We start from the raw sequence: 14674 nt of genomic DNA on the forward strand, positions 1-14674 counted from the left end.
AGATGTCAACGTGCGTTTACTTGCATGGCGTCGCGATCCCTCAAACCAACGGACGAGCGATCGCGCGATCGCGCGCGTACGCGTGCGAAAATCATGGAGGCCGCAAAGGTCGCGTTCTCCAAATATGGATATGGCGGGGCCAACATTCGTGACATCGCCGCGGAGGCGGGTATCACCGGTGCGCTGGTGGTGCGCTACTTCGGGTCCAAGGAGAAGTTGTTCGAGGAGGCGCTTGCAGATGCCTTCGACCTCGGGCAGGCCTTTGCGAGCACGGAGCGACGGGAGCTCGGCGAGGCGATCGTCGCGCACTTGTTCTCGGAGCAGCAAGTCGTCGACCTGACGGCCATGATGCTGCTCGCGTCGGTGGACCCTTCGGCCAATCCCGTAGCCCGTCGCCTCGCGCACGCCCGCATGCTTCACCCGATGATGAAGTTGATCGGCGGAAAGAACGCCGAACAGCGCGCCGCATTGATTTTGTCCCTGGTCACCGGGGTGTGGTTCTACCGGTTCATGCTACCGCTACGACCACTTTCGGGACGCTCGGACGCGAGCACCAAGGGCCGCGTGGCAGCCCAGATCCAAAGGATCATCGATGGGGCGGATTGAGAGTCGTTGCTTTACCCACACACGTCGGCAAAGAGGCGGGCGAAGTTGCCGCCCATGATCTTGTTCAGACGCGCCTGGCTATGACCGCGCGCGCGAAGTTTGTCGCGCAGGATTTGGAACTTTTGCGGCGTATTCAAATCAGGGCACAGCGGAAAGACGTCGGGGGCTTCGCCGGGCGCCGAGATTCCCTTTTTTCGCCGCTCCTCGACCTCTTTGCGAAACTCCGCCACGTAGGCGGGATCTTTGATGTCCACCGTGGAGACCGTGCCGTCGGAGCCGATGCCGACGTGCTCTTCGCCGCATACGTTGATGGCGTGCTCGAGGTGCGCGATGACGTCGGCGGCCATTTGTTGTCCCTGCGCACGCAGAAACGGCATGAAATAGATTCCCGCGACACCGCCTTTGTCGGCGCATCGTTTGAGCTCTTCGTCCCGCTTGTTGCGTGGATGATTGACCACGGCGGAGCAGCCCGTATGGGTGATGGCCACCGGCTGCTTCGAGAGCTCGATGGCCTCGGCGGTCGTGCGCTGGCCGCAGTGGCTCACGTCGACGAGGACTCGGCTCGCGTTCATTCGCTCGACGGCGCGTCGCCCGAGCGTGCTGAGCCCCGCATTGCCGGGTTCGAGGCAGCCGTCTCCGAGGAGATTGCGCGTATTGTACGTGAGCTGCATCACGCGAACGCCGAGGCCGTGCATCGTATCGAAGTGCTCCAGCGCAGGCCCCAACGCGGTGGCGCCCTGGAATGCGAAAATGAAGCCGACGCGCTTCGTCGCCTTGGCCGCCCGCAAATCGGCCGCGTTGCGCACCAACATGAGCGACTCCGGATGGGCGGCAATCTCTCGAAGGCGCACCGAGATCATTTCCATGGTGTGATCGAAGGCGTGCTCGCTATTCGTCACATCGTCGACGGTAATGCTCACGCACGTCAGACCCGAGCGCAGTCCATCTTGAATCTCGGAGGCCGTCAGCGGCGGGTTCCATTCGTATCGACCGATGCCACCACTTCCATCGAAGATGATTCCGTCGTCCAAGCTGCCACCCGCCTTCGAACCGGGCGCTCGGTCCGCGGCGCGTGCATCGCTCCCCTGCCCTGCGCATCCGGAAAGCGCGATTCCGGATGCAAACTGCACGAAATGGCGTCGGGTCACACGACTCGATGACATGGAGGCCTCCTGCGCCCGGTTATAGGGCCTCCGCGAGGCAATGCCTTCCATTTCGTAGTGGGTCGAACTTCGCTGGGATGCGACCGCGACCACGCCGCGCACCCCAGCATGGTATCGAGCGCTACTTCTTGTCGTTCGTCGTCAAATTCTTCTCGGCGGTGTCCACGACGAACACGGCCAGCAAGCGCGCGGGCTCGGTCGCGCTCGCGTTTTCGCTGACGCCATGGTGATCGCCCGGCATTTCCGCGAAGCTTTCGCCGGCACGGTAGGTCTTCACCGGACCGTTATTGACCTGGCTTCGAATCGCGCCCTGCAACACCGTTGCGTAGATGAACGCGGAGCTGGCGTGCGAGTGCCCGGGGGAAGAGCCGCCCGGCGGGTACTCGACGAGAAAGCTCTTCATGCTTTTGCCAGGGACGTTGGGAAGCACGTGGTCGAAGACCAAGGTTACTTTGTCTTTGCCTTCGGCGGCACCGGCCGGTGCATCGGGAATGAGCGCGACGGCGAGGGCCATCGCGAAGAGAACTCTTTTGATCACGGCGTATCTCCTCATCAGATTTACTAAAGCGTCGATTGTCGAAGCCAGTCTGCGTAACGGGTGGTCCCCAGGTGCGCCGCGCCTCCGGGCAAGAGCGAGCGCTCGCTGAGAAGGGCGCCGTAATAGCGCGCGTCGTCGTCCGAAATCACCGGGCGCGGATCCTTGGACGCGCTCAAACCTTGGCGAATGAGTTCGACCATGGGGAATGTCTCGGGGCCGGCTATCTCGATGATGCCGTTCGCGGGCTTATCGAGCGTGGCTTCGGTCAGCGCGTAGGCGACGTTGTCGGACGAGAGGGGCTGAATGAGGGCCTTCGGCAAACGAACTTTGCCATCTACCGTTGCGGAGTCCGCAATGGCCTTCACGAATTCGAAGAATTGGGTGGCCCGGACGATCGTGTACGGGATGGAGCTGGCTTTGATGAGCAGCTCCTGGGCGACCTTCGCGCGGAGATAGCCGCTGTCCGGCATGCGTTCGGAGCCGACCACCGACAAGGCCACGTAGTGCTTGATGCCCGTGGCCGCCGCTGCACTGACCAGGTTTCGCGTCGCCTTGGAGAAGAAGTCCAGAACCGCGGCGTCCTCGAAGGACGGCGAATTGGAAACGTCGACGAGAACCGACGCGCCCGCAAGAGCCTCCCGCACGCCCACGCCGGTGACCGTGTTGACCCCTGTATTGGGCGACGCGGCAAGCGCCTCGTGCCCCGCCGCGGTGAGGTTACGTACGAGCTTCGAGCCGATGAGCCCCGTACCGCCAATGACTACGATTTTCATGGGAACGACCTTCCGTGGTTCGCGTGGCGTCGCCGCCACCCGGTGTTGCAACGAGGACCGGGCAGCCCACCGTTTCGTGACAGGTCGTTGGAAAAAAAAGTCTCAGGCGGGGTCAGCGTTCGGAGAAACCAAGGCCGATCCCACATCCTCGAGCTTCACCGGGTTCATCACCCACATCAGCTGCTCGATTCCCTGCTCCGAGGCCTCGACCGTCACGAGCCCGAAGACAAGGCCGTCGCGCGAGAGCAGAATCGAGGGCCTACCGTTCGCCTCGGTCCACGTGAACGAGACGCCGATCCAGAACTTGTGCGCGAAGGACGCGATGAACTTCGCAACACGTGCTCGGCCCACCACGGGAACGCGGGCAACCCCCAGCACGCCTCCGCCGTCGGAGTAGTTCGCGACGTCGGCCACGAAGAGCGCTTCCAAGGCCGAGCGGTCCCCGGCTTGGGCCGCCCGGATGAACGCGTCCAAGAAGCGTCGTTGCTCGGACGGGCTCGCCGGCGTGCGCCGCTCCGAGGCCAAATGGGTTCGCGCACGGGTGACGAGTTGGCGCGCGTTGGCTTCGTTGATTTCGAGAATGTCGGCAATCTGTGCGTACGCGTAGTCGAACGCTTCCCGCAGCACGTACGCGGCACGTTCCGTGGCCGAGAGCTTCTCCAGCAGAAACAACACCGCAAGCTCCAACGCTTCCCCGCGCACCGCGCCCAGCTCGGGATCCGCACGCGTATCCACGGGCTCGGGAAGCCATGGGCCAATATACGTTTCACGCCGGGCGCGCGCCGACTGCACGGCGTTGATGGCCAATCGCACGGCCGTGGTCACGAGAAACGCCGCGGGATCGAGCACGGAGCCGCGATCGTCGTACGTCTGCCATCGGAGCCAGACCTCCTGCACGACATCTTCGGCTTCGGCCTTGCTGCCCAACATGCGGTAGGCGAGCCCGAACAGCCGACGCCGGACCCCGGCAAAGATGGAAGCCGCCTCATCGAGATTGGCCGCCGTGCCATCGGGATCCGCGTGCATGCACCCACGCTAGCACCACCGCGAAAGCTTGGGAGAAAACGGCACGCGGCGCTCGCGACCGGCAGCAATCCCCGGCCGTACGCCATCGCACGGCCGGGCTTTCGAGCGGCGGTCGCCGATTCGACTATGGCTGCATGGACGGATACGCCGAGTCGGAGGTGACCGTGATTCCATCGCAGACGTTGCCGCTATCGAACCAACGCACACGAATGAAGTCGTCCGTATGGATCGTCTTCGCCATCTCGACGAATCGCGCATCGGTTGCGGTGCAGAAGGCATGGTTGCCATTCGCATCGTAGGCATCGAACTGCATGCTCGCGCCTTCCCCGACGTAGTCGCGGACGGTGAGAATCATGCGGCTGCGCGTGTCCGCCGAACTGCGGGTGCGGCTGAATACACCGCTCGCCTCGTGATGCCCCCCTTCGACCGCGACGATGGTCACGTTCCCATCCGTCGCCTTGGCGCCTGCTCGGGCGACCGTCTGCATGCCAAAGGCGATGGTGCTGATCGCGGCCGCGAGAACGACGATGCTCATTTTCTTCATGAAGGATTCTCCTGGAAACGCATGGCTAGATTCGAGTGCTCGCTTTCCATCGGCCCGATCCCCGTGCAGGTTGCGCATTTTCAAAAATCGCGGCCTTGACGCAATACAACAGGGCTAATACATCTGTCGGAATACATCCGACATGCGATCTGGACTCGGAACGATGCTGCGACGGCTCGTGGCGCTACTCGATGGAGACGTGGAGCGCGTTTATGGGAATGCGGGGCTCGATTTCCGAGCCCGTTACTATCCCGTGTTTCAGGCGCTCTCGCGCGAGGAGGCGTGCACGATTCGCGCGATCGCGCTGCAATCGGGGCTGACGCATTCGGCGTTGAGTCAGACCATCACCGAGATGCGCAAGGCGGGGCTGGTGACGGTGACGCCGGGAGAAGATGCGCGGGAGCGAAATGTCGAATTGAGCCCGAAGGGAAAACTGGTGATGGCCGAGCTCCAGCCTTATTGGGAGGCCATCGCGGCCGCGGCCGATGCGCTGGATGCGGAGCTCGATGGTTCGTTGTTTCGCGCCCTGGAAGGAGCGGCGGACGCGCTCGAGCAGCGTTCCTTCTACGACCGCATCGAGGCCGAGCGCGCGGCCAGGATCGCGAAGCGCACGAGGAAGAAGAAGGAGACCTGAGGGATCACCATTCGCTGGCGGCGCATGCATCCATGATGAGGCTGCGCAACCATCGGTGTCCGTCTTGCTGGTGCGTGCGCGGGTGCCAGACCATCGAGATGGACACGTCGGCAACGTCGAGCGGCGCGCGGAAGACGTCGAGCGGCAAGAGCTCGGCGAGCGCGTGGGCGATGCCGCGCGGAAGGGTCGCGATGGCGTTCGAGCGGGCCACGATCTTCGCCGCAACGAGGTAATCCGGTGTTCGAACTAGCACGTGCTGCCCGAGGCCGCGGTCGGCGTGCACCGTATCCGCGATGCCGCCCGGCCACGCGTCCGGCGTGACCACCACGTGAGCCAGCTCGCCGAATGCGCGCAAGGTCAGTCGGCGCCGCGTTCTTGGATGACCGCGACGCGCAATGCAGGCAAAGCCGTCGTGCCGCAGGAGATACGAGTGGAGGTGGGACGGAATCTTCGACCAGAGACCGACGAACAGGTCAATGCGACCGGTGCGAAGCTCCTCTTCCGTGTCACGGCTCGCACGCGTGACCAGCAGCTCGACGTTTGGCGCGATCGTCGCCACGCGGGGCGCGAGGTCGGGCAGGAGCGAGAGCTCGAAATCGGCGGTGCTCTCGATGCGAAATCGGTGGCGGGTGGTCGCCGGGTCGAACGCCTGCGTCTGCGCGAGCACTTGGCGCGCGTCCATCAGGAGACGATGCACGGGCGCGGCCAGGTCCAGGGCGCGTGCGGTGGGCTCCATTCCGTGGCCGGTCCGGACAAGCACGGGATCCTCGAGGAGATCGCGAAGGCGCGCGAGCGCGTTGCTCATCGCGGGTTGGCTGAGGCCCATCCGCTGTGCGGCACGCGTCACGCTTCGCTCGGACAGAAGCGCGTCCAGGGCCACGAGCAGGTTCAGGTCCACGCCGGCGAGGCTGACATTGGCCATCTGAATAATGATTATAAGACAAATCCGTTTGATGAATGAAGGGCCGAACCTTAGCTTCGAAGCATGGACTTCTACACGAACCCCCTGTCTCCAAACTGTCGCAAGGTCGACGCCGTGGCCAAACAGCTCGGGATCGACCTCAATGTGAAACTGGTCGACATCCGCAAGGGTGAAAACCGCGAGCCTGGCTTTCTGGCGATCAACCCGAACGGGAAAATTCCTGCGCTCGTCGACGGAGATCTAACGCTCTGGGAGAGCAATGCCATCCAGTGCTACCTCGCCAGCAAGAAGGACAACGATCTCTGGCCCAAGTCGAATCTGCGCTACGAGATCATGAAGTGGCAGGCCTGGGAGCTTGCGCACTTCGGCGCGGCCGGGCGGGTGCTCATCTTTCAGCGCATCGTCAAACAGCTCCTCAACATCGGCGCCTCGGACGAGGTTCGCTGCGCCGAAGAGGAGGCCAACCTGAAACGCCACGCCGCGGTGCTGGACAACGCGCTCAAAGGCAAGCGCTTCGTCTGCGGCGACCAGCTGACCCTCGCCGACTTCTGCCTCGGCTCGACCCTCACCTTCGCCGAACACGCGCGGTTCCCCATCGGGGAGTTCACCAACGTTCGCCGATGGATGGCCTCCCTCGACGAACAACCGGGCTGGCGCGGGAGCAAACCCCCGCCGATGTGACGGCCCGGCGGGTGAACCTGCCCGGCACTTTTTCGCGCAATGGCCATCAACGCCGGCCGATACTTGCAATGAGAGGAGCTCCCCTTGCATGAATCGGTAAACCTTCGAGGCGCGGCAGACAAGACAGCCACACACGCACTTCGATATGCATATCTATGGGTGCCGGCTCCCGCGGTGGCGCTTGGTGCTGCGGTAGCCGTGCACCACGGAGCGTCGCTGACGGCCTTCGTGCCGAATGTTTTCGCGATGGTTCTCGGCGCGATCGCGAGCGTCGCCTTCGCCGGGCAGACGGCACGGCGTCAGCGACGAATCCTCGTATGGGCCTCCATCGCCGCATGCTTGCTCGTAGGGTCGACGCTCGTCTCGAGCGGGCTCGAGGGCGTGCATCGGTGGATCCGAGTGGGCCCCCTATGGCTCAACGCGTCCATGGCCTTGTCGCCATGGGTTCTCGGAGCGGCACGTGACCGGTCGCCGGCATGGGGCTCGGGCATGCTATTGGCATTTTTGGGCCTGCATGTCGTGCAGCCCGATGCCGGGCAGGCAACCGCATTGGGCGCGGCCATCGTCGCGCTCACGGTTCGACGATCTCCCCTTTCCGCGATCGCCGCAGCGGCCCTGGTGTGGGGCGCTTGGATGCGGGCCGATCCGCTGCTGCCGGTCGATCACGTGGAGCGGATCCTCGTGCTTGCCGTCTCGGATGGGCCGCTGATCGCGGGCGCGGCGGTCGTTGCCCTTGGGTTGCTCTTTCTGCCCATCGTGCGCGCTCTGGGGCATGCCGATGCCGAAAATCGATGGCTCGGCTTGGCCTTCGGGATCTATGGGTTCGGTGAGATTGCGATGACCTTCGCAGGGAATTTCCCGGTCCCCATCATGGGCGCGGGAGCGGGCCCCGTCCTCGGCTGGTATGCCATGTTGGCCATCAGCCTCCGCGGGCGAGCCCAATCATGACGAGGGCCGCCGCCATCGCGGCGAGGCCGATGGACGCAGCAATCAGCCAGGTCCAGCTGCGCGGACGGGCGCCGTGGCCCATCGCGACCACCCGCACGGCGCACGCGAGATGGACCGCCAGCGCAAGAATGGCGAGCACATAATAGGGAGCCAAACGCGCGCCCCAGGGGTCGTGGAATACGTCGCTGTCGATGAGCCAGTGCCAATTGGTGTCGACGCCACGGCCGCGGGCGCGCAGCACGGCGCGGAGGTGCGACGCGAAGAATATGGCCAGGTAGACGCCCGCGGCACTCTGCAGCGTCTCGAGCGGCGAGGCGCACCGAGACAGGCGACGGGCCACGAGCACGAGGCCCGTGAGCGACTGCGTGAGTACGCAGCCGAGGAGCACGGGCTCGAGGAGGCGATGCCGGTAGACGCTGCGTAGGGCGTGCATGAGCGCGAGGTGAACCTCACCGCCCGCGATGCCGCTCACGTGGTTCACGAGATGCGCGAGGGCAAACGCGACGATGGGCAGTGCGACGACGCCATGTGCCTTCGCCAGACGGCCCGGTGGCGGGCACGATGACGGGGGCTCGGCCGTGGGCCGGGGCGCACGCCACGCGAGGGCGGCGAGGACGAGCCACAACGGGATCCAGACGCCGACGCTCGACAATGGGAGCGCACGCTGAAAATCGAGCAGCCCGCCGAGAAAACTGAAGAGCGCCGGCCCGGCGACGGCGAACAGCGCAATCGCGCGGGCGGTGCTCGGCGCGTGGGACCCGAGCTGCATCGAGCTCCGTAGCGCAATGGCCGGGGAGATCAACGCCAGAAAAAGGAGCGGCGGCCAAAGCGCCGGTCCGGTCCACACCAGCGCGGGGTATGCCAGCGCGGCGAGTGGCGGTGCCACGCGAAGCCATCGATCCGTCGGTCGTTCCCACATGCCCGGATGGTCCTTCTTTTTCCGGTACAGTGAATAGCGCCAGTTATGGCAACATCGACAGGTCCACTTACATGCCGCGCCGCGCACCGGAGATCTTGCTCGCCTTACCGCCACGCGCCCGCTCGGAGACGCTCGCGGAATGGGTCTACGGCGGCCTCCGTGACGCGATCCTCGACGGACGATTGCGCCGGGGCGGCCGGGTGCCCGCCACGCGCGATCTCGCCGCGCGCTACGAGCTCTCGCGCGGTGTCGTCGTCGCCGCGTACGACCGACTGCACGACGAGGGATACCTGGTCAGCCGCCGCGGCTCGGGCACCGTCGTCAATGAGCGCGTCTTCGAGGACTACCAAGTCGTGCCTCGGCACGGTGCCGAGGAGCCGGCGCGCCCGCCGCCGCCGAAACGCTTGCGGGCGCGGCCCTTCTGCCCGATCGAACCCGCGGTGTCGGAATTTCCCATGGCGGTATGGGCGCGCCTCAGCGCCCGGAGCGCGCGCAATCTACCGGCCCGAGAGCTGTCGCGCGGGGATCCCGCGGGCTCGCGCGCACTGCGTGAGTCCATCGCGGCCTACCTCGGCACGGCGCGCGGCGTCACCTGCCGCGCCGAGCAGATCGTCATCGTGTCGGGCGCGCAGCAGGCGCTCGATCTCGTAGCGCGCACCGTGATCCGCCCCGGCGATGGAGTCTGGATGGAGGACCCCGGCTATCGGGCGGGGGTCGATGCTTTCCGCAATGCGGGCGCGCGCATCGTCCCCGTGCGCGTCGACGATCGCGGACTCGATCCGGCCGACGGACGCCGGCGGTGCCCGCAACCGCGGGCCGTCTACCTCACACCCGCTCACCAATTCTACCTCGGCGTCGCACTCTCGCTGGAGCGACGCCTCGAGTTGATCGCGTGGGCGCGGCAACACCATATCGCACTCGTCGAAGATGACTACGACAGCGAGTTTCGCTACCGCGGCCGGCCGCTACCGGCGCTCGCCGGTCTTGCGGGGGCCGACACGGTTTTTCTAATTGGCACGTTCAACAAGGTCCTCTTTCCCTCGCTGCGTTGCGGCTACATGGTCGTGCCCGATCGGTGGCACGATCGCATTCTCGCGCTGCGCTATCAAACCGATTTGTACCCCCCGTCGTTGTTGCAGGCGACCCTCCGGGCCTTTCTCGACGAGGGCCACTTCGCGCGGCATCTGCGCCGGATGCGCGAGCTCTACGCCGCGCGGCGCGGCGCGATCGAAGCCGCCATCGCCCGGCATCTCGACGGACTGCTGCGCGTGCCGGAAATCCACGCGGGACTCAGCACGCCCGCGTACCTGCTCGACGGCCGAACGTCGCAACAGGCCGAGGCGCTCGCCCTCGAGCACGGGCTCGACGTGTGGGCCCTCGATCGCTACGCCCTTCGCCGCCGCGATCTGCGCGGCCTCGTCCTGGGATTCGCCGCATTCACCGAGCACCAGCTCCAGAACGCGGTGATCACCCTCGCACGCGCGCTAGGGTAGCGGTCGACTGAACGTATCACGTCTTCTTCGACGAATAGCGAAAGTCGCAGTGGCTGGCCCCCTGCATGATGGTCTGCGTGCGCGTCAATCGGACGTCGGCGCCGAAGCCTTCGGCCATGGGAAAGTCGGCGCTGCACACCAGGAGGAAGCCCAGCTCCGGAACGCCGATTTCTTCGTAAAATCGGGCGTAGCGGCATTTCGTGACATTCACGTCGAAGGCGTCGGGACTTTGCTGAAGTACCTCGTAGTCCAAGGCGTCCCCGGCCGCGAAGGCCTCGAAGCACGACGCCACTTTCTCGCCGAGGTCATGGCCCGCCTGCGCGCGCCACCATCGCTCACCCAGTTTGCGATAGTGCGCGCCCAACGCCCCGCGGACGAGGGCATTCGCACGCTCCTCCCCCAGCTCGGCTTGCAGCGCTTTGACGAGGGGCACCAACACCCGGGCTTGGATCTTGATTTGTTCGATCAGCGGAATGTCCATCGTTCGCTCCCTCCGTCGCAGCGCCCGCCGTCGGTAGGATAAATCCGAACGGCAACACTTGACGATTTTCGAAACGCGAATAAATGATTCGCGTATGAGCACCGTTCAGGATTTGGCATTTCTCGCGCAGCTCGACGCCACGGCCCAAGCGGAGCTGGTGGCGCGCGACGAGCTGACCGCCGTGGAACTGCTCGACGCGTGCGAGGCGCGCATTTCCGCGCTCGAGCCGCTTCTGAACGCGATCCCCATCCTCGATAAGGATCGCGCCCGCGCGCAATCGCCCGGGGCGGGACCGTTTCGTGGCGTGCCCTTCCTGGTGAAAGACGTCATCCCCTACCCTGGTTTGCGCTGGTCGCTGGGTTCGCGGCTCATGGCGCAAAACACCGCGCCGTTCTCCACACCGTTTTCGGCGCGTCTCGATGCCGCCGGGCTGGTCACCATTGGCAAGAGCGCCACGTCGGAGTTCGGGCTCCTCGGCAGCACCGAGACCATGCTCGAAGGCGTGACCCACAATCCGTGGGATCTCGCGCGTTCGGCCGGCGGATCGTCGGGCGGCGCCGTCGCAGCCGTGGCAGCGGGCCTCGTCCCGATTGCACACGCCAGCGATGGCGGCGGTTCCATTCGCGGCCCCGCCTCCATGTGCGGGCTCTTTGGCTTCATGCCGAGCCGCGGTCGGCCAGTCGCGTCGGGGTATGCGTCGTCGGACTTCACGGATTTCGTTCTGAACCATTGCGTGACCCGCTCGGTGCGGGATAGTGCGCTCTTCCTATCCCTCGTCGAGGAGAACGCCGGCGCAGTGGGCTTCGTGCGAGGGCCTTCACGGCGGCGGCTTCGCATCGGTGCGTGGACACGCACGCTCTGCCACGGCGAGCCCGATCCGGACGTGCGTCACGCCCACGATCGCGCAGTGGCGCTCGTGGACGAGCTTGGACACCATGTGGAGGAAGCCACGCCGCCGGCTATCGATGGCGCCGCACTCGGGGACGCCTTTTTCCTGATCGGGGGCGCCATGATCGCGGACGTCGTGCAGACCGTGGAACGGTTGCGCGGGCAGCCGGTTCGACGCGACGAGCTGGAGCCCTTCGCCTGGTGGGTCGCGGAGAACGCTCTTCGCGGCGGCCCCGAGGCACTTGCGAAGGCTCGGGCGACCGTGGCGGCGGCGGAGCGCACCTACGTCGAGGCCACCGCGCGCTACGACGTGGTGCTCACGCCCACCTTGGCCGTGCTCCCGTGGCGCCTCGGACACTTCTCGTCGTTCGTCCCCGGCGAGGAACTCATGCGCCGCATGCGCGAGGCCATTGGCTACACGCCGATTCACAACGTCGTCGGATGCCCCGCGATGTCGGTGCCCCTGCATTTCACCGACGGCGACATTCCGGTCGGCGCACACTTCGCCGCCGCACGGGGCGAAGATGCAACGCTGATGGCACTCGCCTACGAGCTCGAGGAAGCACGCCCGTGGGCCGCTCGCCATGCGCCCTTCTCGTGTGCGAAACTCCTCGCGAGCTGATGCCGCAAGTCCTCAAAAACGAGATCCGCGCGCGCATTCTCGAGTCGGCACGCGAGGTCATGGCGGCCCATGGCTACGAGCGGGCGACCATGAGCGCCATCGCCGAACGCGCAGGCCTGGGCACGGCCAGCCTCTATCGCTATTACGCCTCCAAGGAAGAACTCTTCGACGCGGTGATCACCCCCGAGCTGGCACGGCGGTTCGAGCAACTCATGGAGCGGCGCGTACGCGCGCTGGCCCGCGGCACGCGCATCCCCACCGACGACTTGGGCGGTGACATGCTGAAATTTTGGCTGGAAAACCGCCTGGCGGTGGTCATCCTGCTCGATCGCGCCGCCGGCACACCCTACGCCGGATTCGGCGAGCGTTTCGTCGAGCAGCTGACGACCTACACCCTCACGGAGATCCGCGGACTCCACCCCGGCGTGAAGATCCGCCCGGGCGATCGCTTCGTGCTGTCGCGCATTTTCGAGAACACGCGCCGGCTCCTCGCCGCCATCCTCGAACAGCACGCGGATCCCGTCGCCATGCGCGACGCCGTCGAGGCATTCTGGAGCTACCACATCGCGGGTTTGCGCGGCCTCACCTCATGGATAGGTGATTCATCCGCGTAATGTTTCCGGATGGATACCTCTTCGTTCGTCGGCGCTTCTGCAGCGATATCCCCCACGACGCCGCGCCGTAAAATTACGCGCCAAGCGGGCCTCAATGTCGTATGGCTGACGCAATGCTACGCCGTGCGGAATCATCACACATCGGGTCCTGGTTGTTCGGCGTGCTGCCAACATCGAGGTCGATGCGGCAATGGTAACCGATATTTACAAGAGCAGTATTCGACTGCTTGCCCACGATATGTGCCGCCCAATCAAGGGAGTTAAACTCATGAAGAAGACTTCTCCGACGCGGAGCATATTGGCAATCATCCTTGGGCTGTCGGTCGCCGCCGGTTGTGCCTCGGGAGCCGATGACGGCAAAACAAGCGGAAACGACACATCGAAAGACGGCTCCTCCGCGCTTTCGACCGTGAATGGACACGTCACGGCTCAAGGCTCGGGCAAGGCCGAGCTGGGGTTCGCCGGATCGGCGGCGATCGACCTCGCAAAGACGGTCACCATCTCCGCGCTCGGGGCCACCGGCCAACTGACCGCGATTGTCGAAACGACGCTCGATGCGACCGGCTTCTTCTCGGCGAAGATCCCCATCGATGCAAAGCTGCTCATCGTGCAGGCGCTCGACGCCTCCGGTCACATCGTCGGCTCTTCGATTTTGGAAGCAGCCAGTAAAGTTGCAGGTCAAGTGACGCTTGCCACGCCAATTTCGACCGAGTCGTCGATTGAAGCGCAGGCACTCCTCGACATTGCGGGCTCGGTCACCGGTGCAATCTCTGCCAATGGCTCGCTCAACGCCAGCCTTGCCGCCACGCTTCGCTCACTCGTCGATGCCAATCTGACGGGTGCCATCACGGCCGCCATCTCGGCCGGTGCCGACGCCCAGGCCATCGTGCACGCGCTGGCCAAGGCCACCGTCGTCGCCGCGCACACGCAGGCCCTGGCCATCACCAACAGCGGCGCGAAGCTCGATGCGAACGCGTTCGCCGATCTCGAGGCGAAGGCCGCGCTGGCCCTCAATGGGGTGCTCGACGCGAAGGTCTCGGCGAATGCGGCGGCCAATGCCGCGGCGCAGTTCTCCGCCGATCTGGACGCGGCCCTGAAAGCCGCGGCCACGGGCTCTCTCTCCGCCGAGGTGGCTGCGCTGGCCCATGCCGCGGCGAACCTCACGTTCCACAGCTCGCTCGAGGCGTCGCTCCTCGGGATACCGCTGACCCAGGCCATCCCCTTCGCGGCGCTCAAGTCGGCCGCATCGGTGGAGGCGACCCAAGTCACCAATGCCATCGCCGACATTCTCAAGGGTAGCAACGCGCTGGACGCGGCGATCGAGGCCACCACGAAGCTGACGGCGTCGATCTCGGCCGCGACCAATGCGGGCGATATTGCGAAGGCTCGCACCGACTTCGCAAGCGCCATCACCGGCAGCCTTTCCGGTGGTGTGGGCTCGCTCCTGGCGAACCTCACCGGTAACGTTCAAGCGACGCTCGATGGGCTGCTCGACACGTCGAGCATCTTGAACGGGCGGCTCGATGCGACGCTGAAGGCGGCCCTCAATGCGGTGGCCAAGATCGACCTGAAAGACGTGTTGTCCGGCAACCTCGATGCAACATTGCAAAGCGTCATCGACGCGTTCACGTCCTTCGCACGCGGGCTCGATCTGAAGATTCCGGAGCTTACCGCTCTGGGGGTCAGCTTGGATCAGGCCAAAGTGATTACGGATCTCATCACCGTCGTCCAGGGTGCACTGAAGAGCACACTGCCGATGATCCGTCAGTGATTCATCGTTTCGATTGAACCCCGCGAGGGTACCACGCATGGCGTCCGTGGT

The 14674-nt window shown here is 65.1% G+C and carries 16 protein-coding genes; 8 read left to right on the forward strand and 8 right to left on the reverse strand.

Features of this window, described 5'->3' with window-relative positions; genetic code table 11:
* Positions 1-24 precede the first annotated feature (24 nt).
* Complete coding sequence (locus LVJ94_27220) at positions 25-606, forward strand: TetR family transcriptional regulator (GenBank protein ID WXB00602.1); 582 nt, start codon at positions 25-27, stop codon at positions 604-606.
* 11 nt (positions 607-617) lie between these two features.
* Here the strand turns inward: LVJ94_27220 and LVJ94_27225 are convergent, their stop codons facing one another.
* From LVJ94_27225 to LVJ94_27245, 5 genes are all read right to left on the reverse strand, one after another.
* Positions 618-1769 (reverse strand): dipeptidase, encoded by a 1152-nt coding sequence (locus tag LVJ94_27225; protein ID WXB00603.1) that lies wholly within the window; start codon positions 1767-1769, stop codon positions 618-620.
* A 121-nt stretch (positions 1770-1890) separates the two neighbouring features.
* On the reverse strand, positions 1891-2307 hold the full coding sequence (locus tag LVJ94_27230; protein ID WXB00604.1) for a cupin domain-containing protein: 417 nt from the start codon (positions 2305-2307) through the stop codon (positions 1891-1893).
* A gap of 23 nt (positions 2308-2330) precedes the next feature.
* Positions 2331-3080 (reverse strand): SDR family oxidoreductase, encoded by a 750-nt coding sequence (locus LVJ94_27235; protein ID WXB00605.1) that lies wholly within the window; start codon positions 3078-3080, stop codon positions 2331-2333.
* Positions 3081-3182: 102 nt separating this feature from the next.
* A complete protein-coding gene (locus LVJ94_27240; protein WXB00606.1) occupies positions 3183-4106 on the reverse strand; it encodes a sigma-70 family RNA polymerase sigma factor in 924 nt (307 codons plus the stop codon).
* A 124-nt stretch (positions 4107-4230) separates the two neighbouring features.
* A complete protein-coding gene (locus tag LVJ94_27245) occupies positions 4231-4650 on the reverse strand; it encodes a hypothetical protein (GenBank protein WXB00607.1) in 420 nt (139 codons plus the stop codon).
* A gap of 142 nt (positions 4651-4792) precedes the next feature.
* On the opposite strand from LVJ94_27245, the gene LVJ94_27250 reads away from it, so the two are divergent.
* Positions 4793-5284: a MarR family transcriptional regulator gene (locus tag LVJ94_27250; protein WXB00608.1), complete on the forward strand. Its 492-nt coding sequence runs from the start codon at positions 4793-4795 to the stop codon at positions 5282-5284.
* Between the two features lie 4 nt (positions 5285-5288).
* Here LVJ94_27250 and LVJ94_27255 read toward each other — a convergent pair whose 3' ends face one another.
* Positions 5289-6206, reverse strand: a complete 918-nt coding sequence (locus LVJ94_27255) for a LysR family transcriptional regulator (GenBank protein WXB00609.1) — start codon at positions 6204-6206, stop codon at positions 5289-5291.
* 63 nt (positions 6207-6269) lie between these two features.
* Between LVJ94_27255 and LVJ94_27260 the strand changes: the two genes are divergently transcribed.
* Both LVJ94_27260 and LVJ94_27265 read left to right on the forward strand, forming a co-directional pair.
* Positions 6270-6887 carry a glutathione S-transferase family protein gene (locus LVJ94_27260; GenBank protein WXB00610.1) on the forward strand — a complete coding sequence of 206 codons (618 nt, stop codon included), beginning with the start codon at positions 6270-6272 and terminating at the stop codon, positions 6885-6887.
* A 198-nt stretch (positions 6888-7085) separates the two neighbouring features.
* The gene (locus LVJ94_27265; GenBank protein WXB00611.1) at positions 7086-7835 is read left to right on the forward strand and encodes a hypothetical protein; all 750 of its coding nucleotides are present in this window, start codon (positions 7086-7088) and stop codon (positions 7833-7835) included.
* Here the strand turns inward: LVJ94_27265 and LVJ94_27270 are convergent.
* Positions 7807-8754, reverse strand: a complete 948-nt coding sequence (locus LVJ94_27270) for a hypothetical protein (GenBank protein ID WXB00612.1) — start codon at positions 8752-8754, stop codon at positions 7807-7809. The genes LVJ94_27265 and LVJ94_27270 overlap by 29 nt on opposite strands.
* 71 nt (positions 8755-8825) lie before the next feature.
* On the opposite strand from LVJ94_27270, the gene LVJ94_27275 reads away from it, so the two are divergent.
* Entirely contained in the window at positions 8826-10247 is a 1422-nt protein-coding gene (locus LVJ94_27275) for a PLP-dependent aminotransferase family protein (protein WXB00613.1), read from the forward strand.
* 16 nt (positions 10248-10263) lie between these two features.
* On the opposite strand, the gene LVJ94_27280 is transcribed toward LVJ94_27275, so the two are convergent.
* Positions 10264-10728, reverse strand: coding sequence for an L-2-amino-thiazoline-4-carboxylic acid hydrolase (locus LVJ94_27280; protein ID WXB00614.1), 465 nt, complete (start codon positions 10726-10728; stop codon positions 10264-10266).
* A gap of 94 nt (positions 10729-10822) precedes the next feature.
* On the opposite strand from LVJ94_27280, the gene LVJ94_27285 reads away from it, so the two are divergent.
* The 3 genes from LVJ94_27285 to LVJ94_27295 all read left to right on the forward strand — a co-directional run bounded on the left by LVJ94_27285 (position 10823) and on the right by LVJ94_27295 (position 14623).
* Complete coding sequence (locus LVJ94_27285; protein WXB00615.1) at positions 10823-12238, forward strand: amidase; 1416 nt, start codon at positions 10823-10825, stop codon at positions 12236-12238.
* On the forward strand, positions 12238-12852 hold the full coding sequence (locus tag LVJ94_27290; protein WXB00616.1) for a TetR/AcrR family transcriptional regulator: 615 nt from the start codon (positions 12238-12240) through the stop codon (positions 12850-12852). The genes LVJ94_27285 and LVJ94_27290 overlap by 1 nt, the downstream gene beginning before the upstream one ends.
* 268 nt (positions 12853-13120) lie before the next feature.
* Positions 13121-14623: a hypothetical protein gene (locus tag LVJ94_27295; protein ID WXB00617.1), complete on the forward strand. Its 1503-nt coding sequence runs from the start codon at positions 13121-13123 to the stop codon at positions 14621-14623.
* Positions 14624-14674 lie beyond the last annotated feature (51 nt).

The sequence above is a fragment of the Sorangiineae bacterium MSr11367 genome (genome assembly GCA_037157805.1).
Taxonomy (GTDB): domain Bacteria; phylum Myxococcota_A; class Polyangia; order Polyangiales; family Polyangiaceae; genus Pendulispora; species Pendulispora rubella.

Bases quoted from the DNA above. Each gene is read 5' to 3' on its own strand.
- LVJ94_27220 (WXB00602.1), top strand. From the start codon at position 25: ATGGCGTCGCGATCCCTCAAACCAACGGACGAGCGATCGCGCGATCGC.
- LVJ94_27225 (WXB00603.1), bottom strand. From the start codon at position 1,769: ATGTCATCGAGTCGTGTGACCCGACGCCATTTCGTGCAGTTTGCATCC.
- LVJ94_27235 (WXB00605.1), bottom strand. From the start codon at position 3,080: ATGAAAATCGTAGTCATTGGCGGTACGGGGCTCATCGGCTCGAAGCTC.
- LVJ94_27240 (WXB00606.1), bottom strand. From the start codon at position 4,106: ATGCACGCGGATCCCGATGGCACGGCGGCCAATCTCGATGAGGCGGCT.
- LVJ94_27245 (WXB00607.1), bottom strand. From the start codon at position 4,650: ATGAAGAAAATGAGCATCGTCGTTCTCGCGGCCGCGATCAGCACCATC.
- LVJ94_27250 (WXB00608.1), top strand. From the start codon at position 4,793: ATGCGATCTGGACTCGGAACGATGCTGCGACGGCTCGTGGCGCTACTC.
- LVJ94_27255 (WXB00609.1), bottom strand. From the start codon at position 6,206: ATGGCCAATGTCAGCCTCGCCGGCGTGGACCTGAACCTGCTCGTGGCC.
- LVJ94_27260 (WXB00610.1), top strand. From the start codon at position 6,270: ATGGACTTCTACACGAACCCCCTGTCTCCAAACTGTCGCAAGGTCGAC.
- LVJ94_27270 (WXB00612.1), bottom strand. From the start codon at position 8,754: ATGTGGGAACGACCGACGGATCGATGGCTTCGCGTGGCACCGCCACTC.
- LVJ94_27275 (WXB00613.1), top strand. From the start codon at position 8,826: ATGCCGCGCCGCGCACCGGAGATCTTGCTCGCCTTACCGCCACGCGCC.
- LVJ94_27280 (WXB00614.1), bottom strand. From the start codon at position 10,728: ATGGACATTCCGCTGATCGAACAAATCAAGATCCAAGCCCGGGTGTTG.
- LVJ94_27285 (WXB00615.1), top strand. From the start codon at position 10,823: ATGAGCACCGTTCAGGATTTGGCATTTCTCGCGCAGCTCGACGCCACG.
- LVJ94_27290 (WXB00616.1), top strand. From the start codon at position 12,238: ATGCCGCAAGTCCTCAAAAACGAGATCCGCGCGCGCATTCTCGAGTCG.
- LVJ94_27295 (WXB00617.1), top strand. From the start codon at position 13,121: ATGAAGAAGACTTCTCCGACGCGGAGCATATTGGCAATCATCCTTGGG.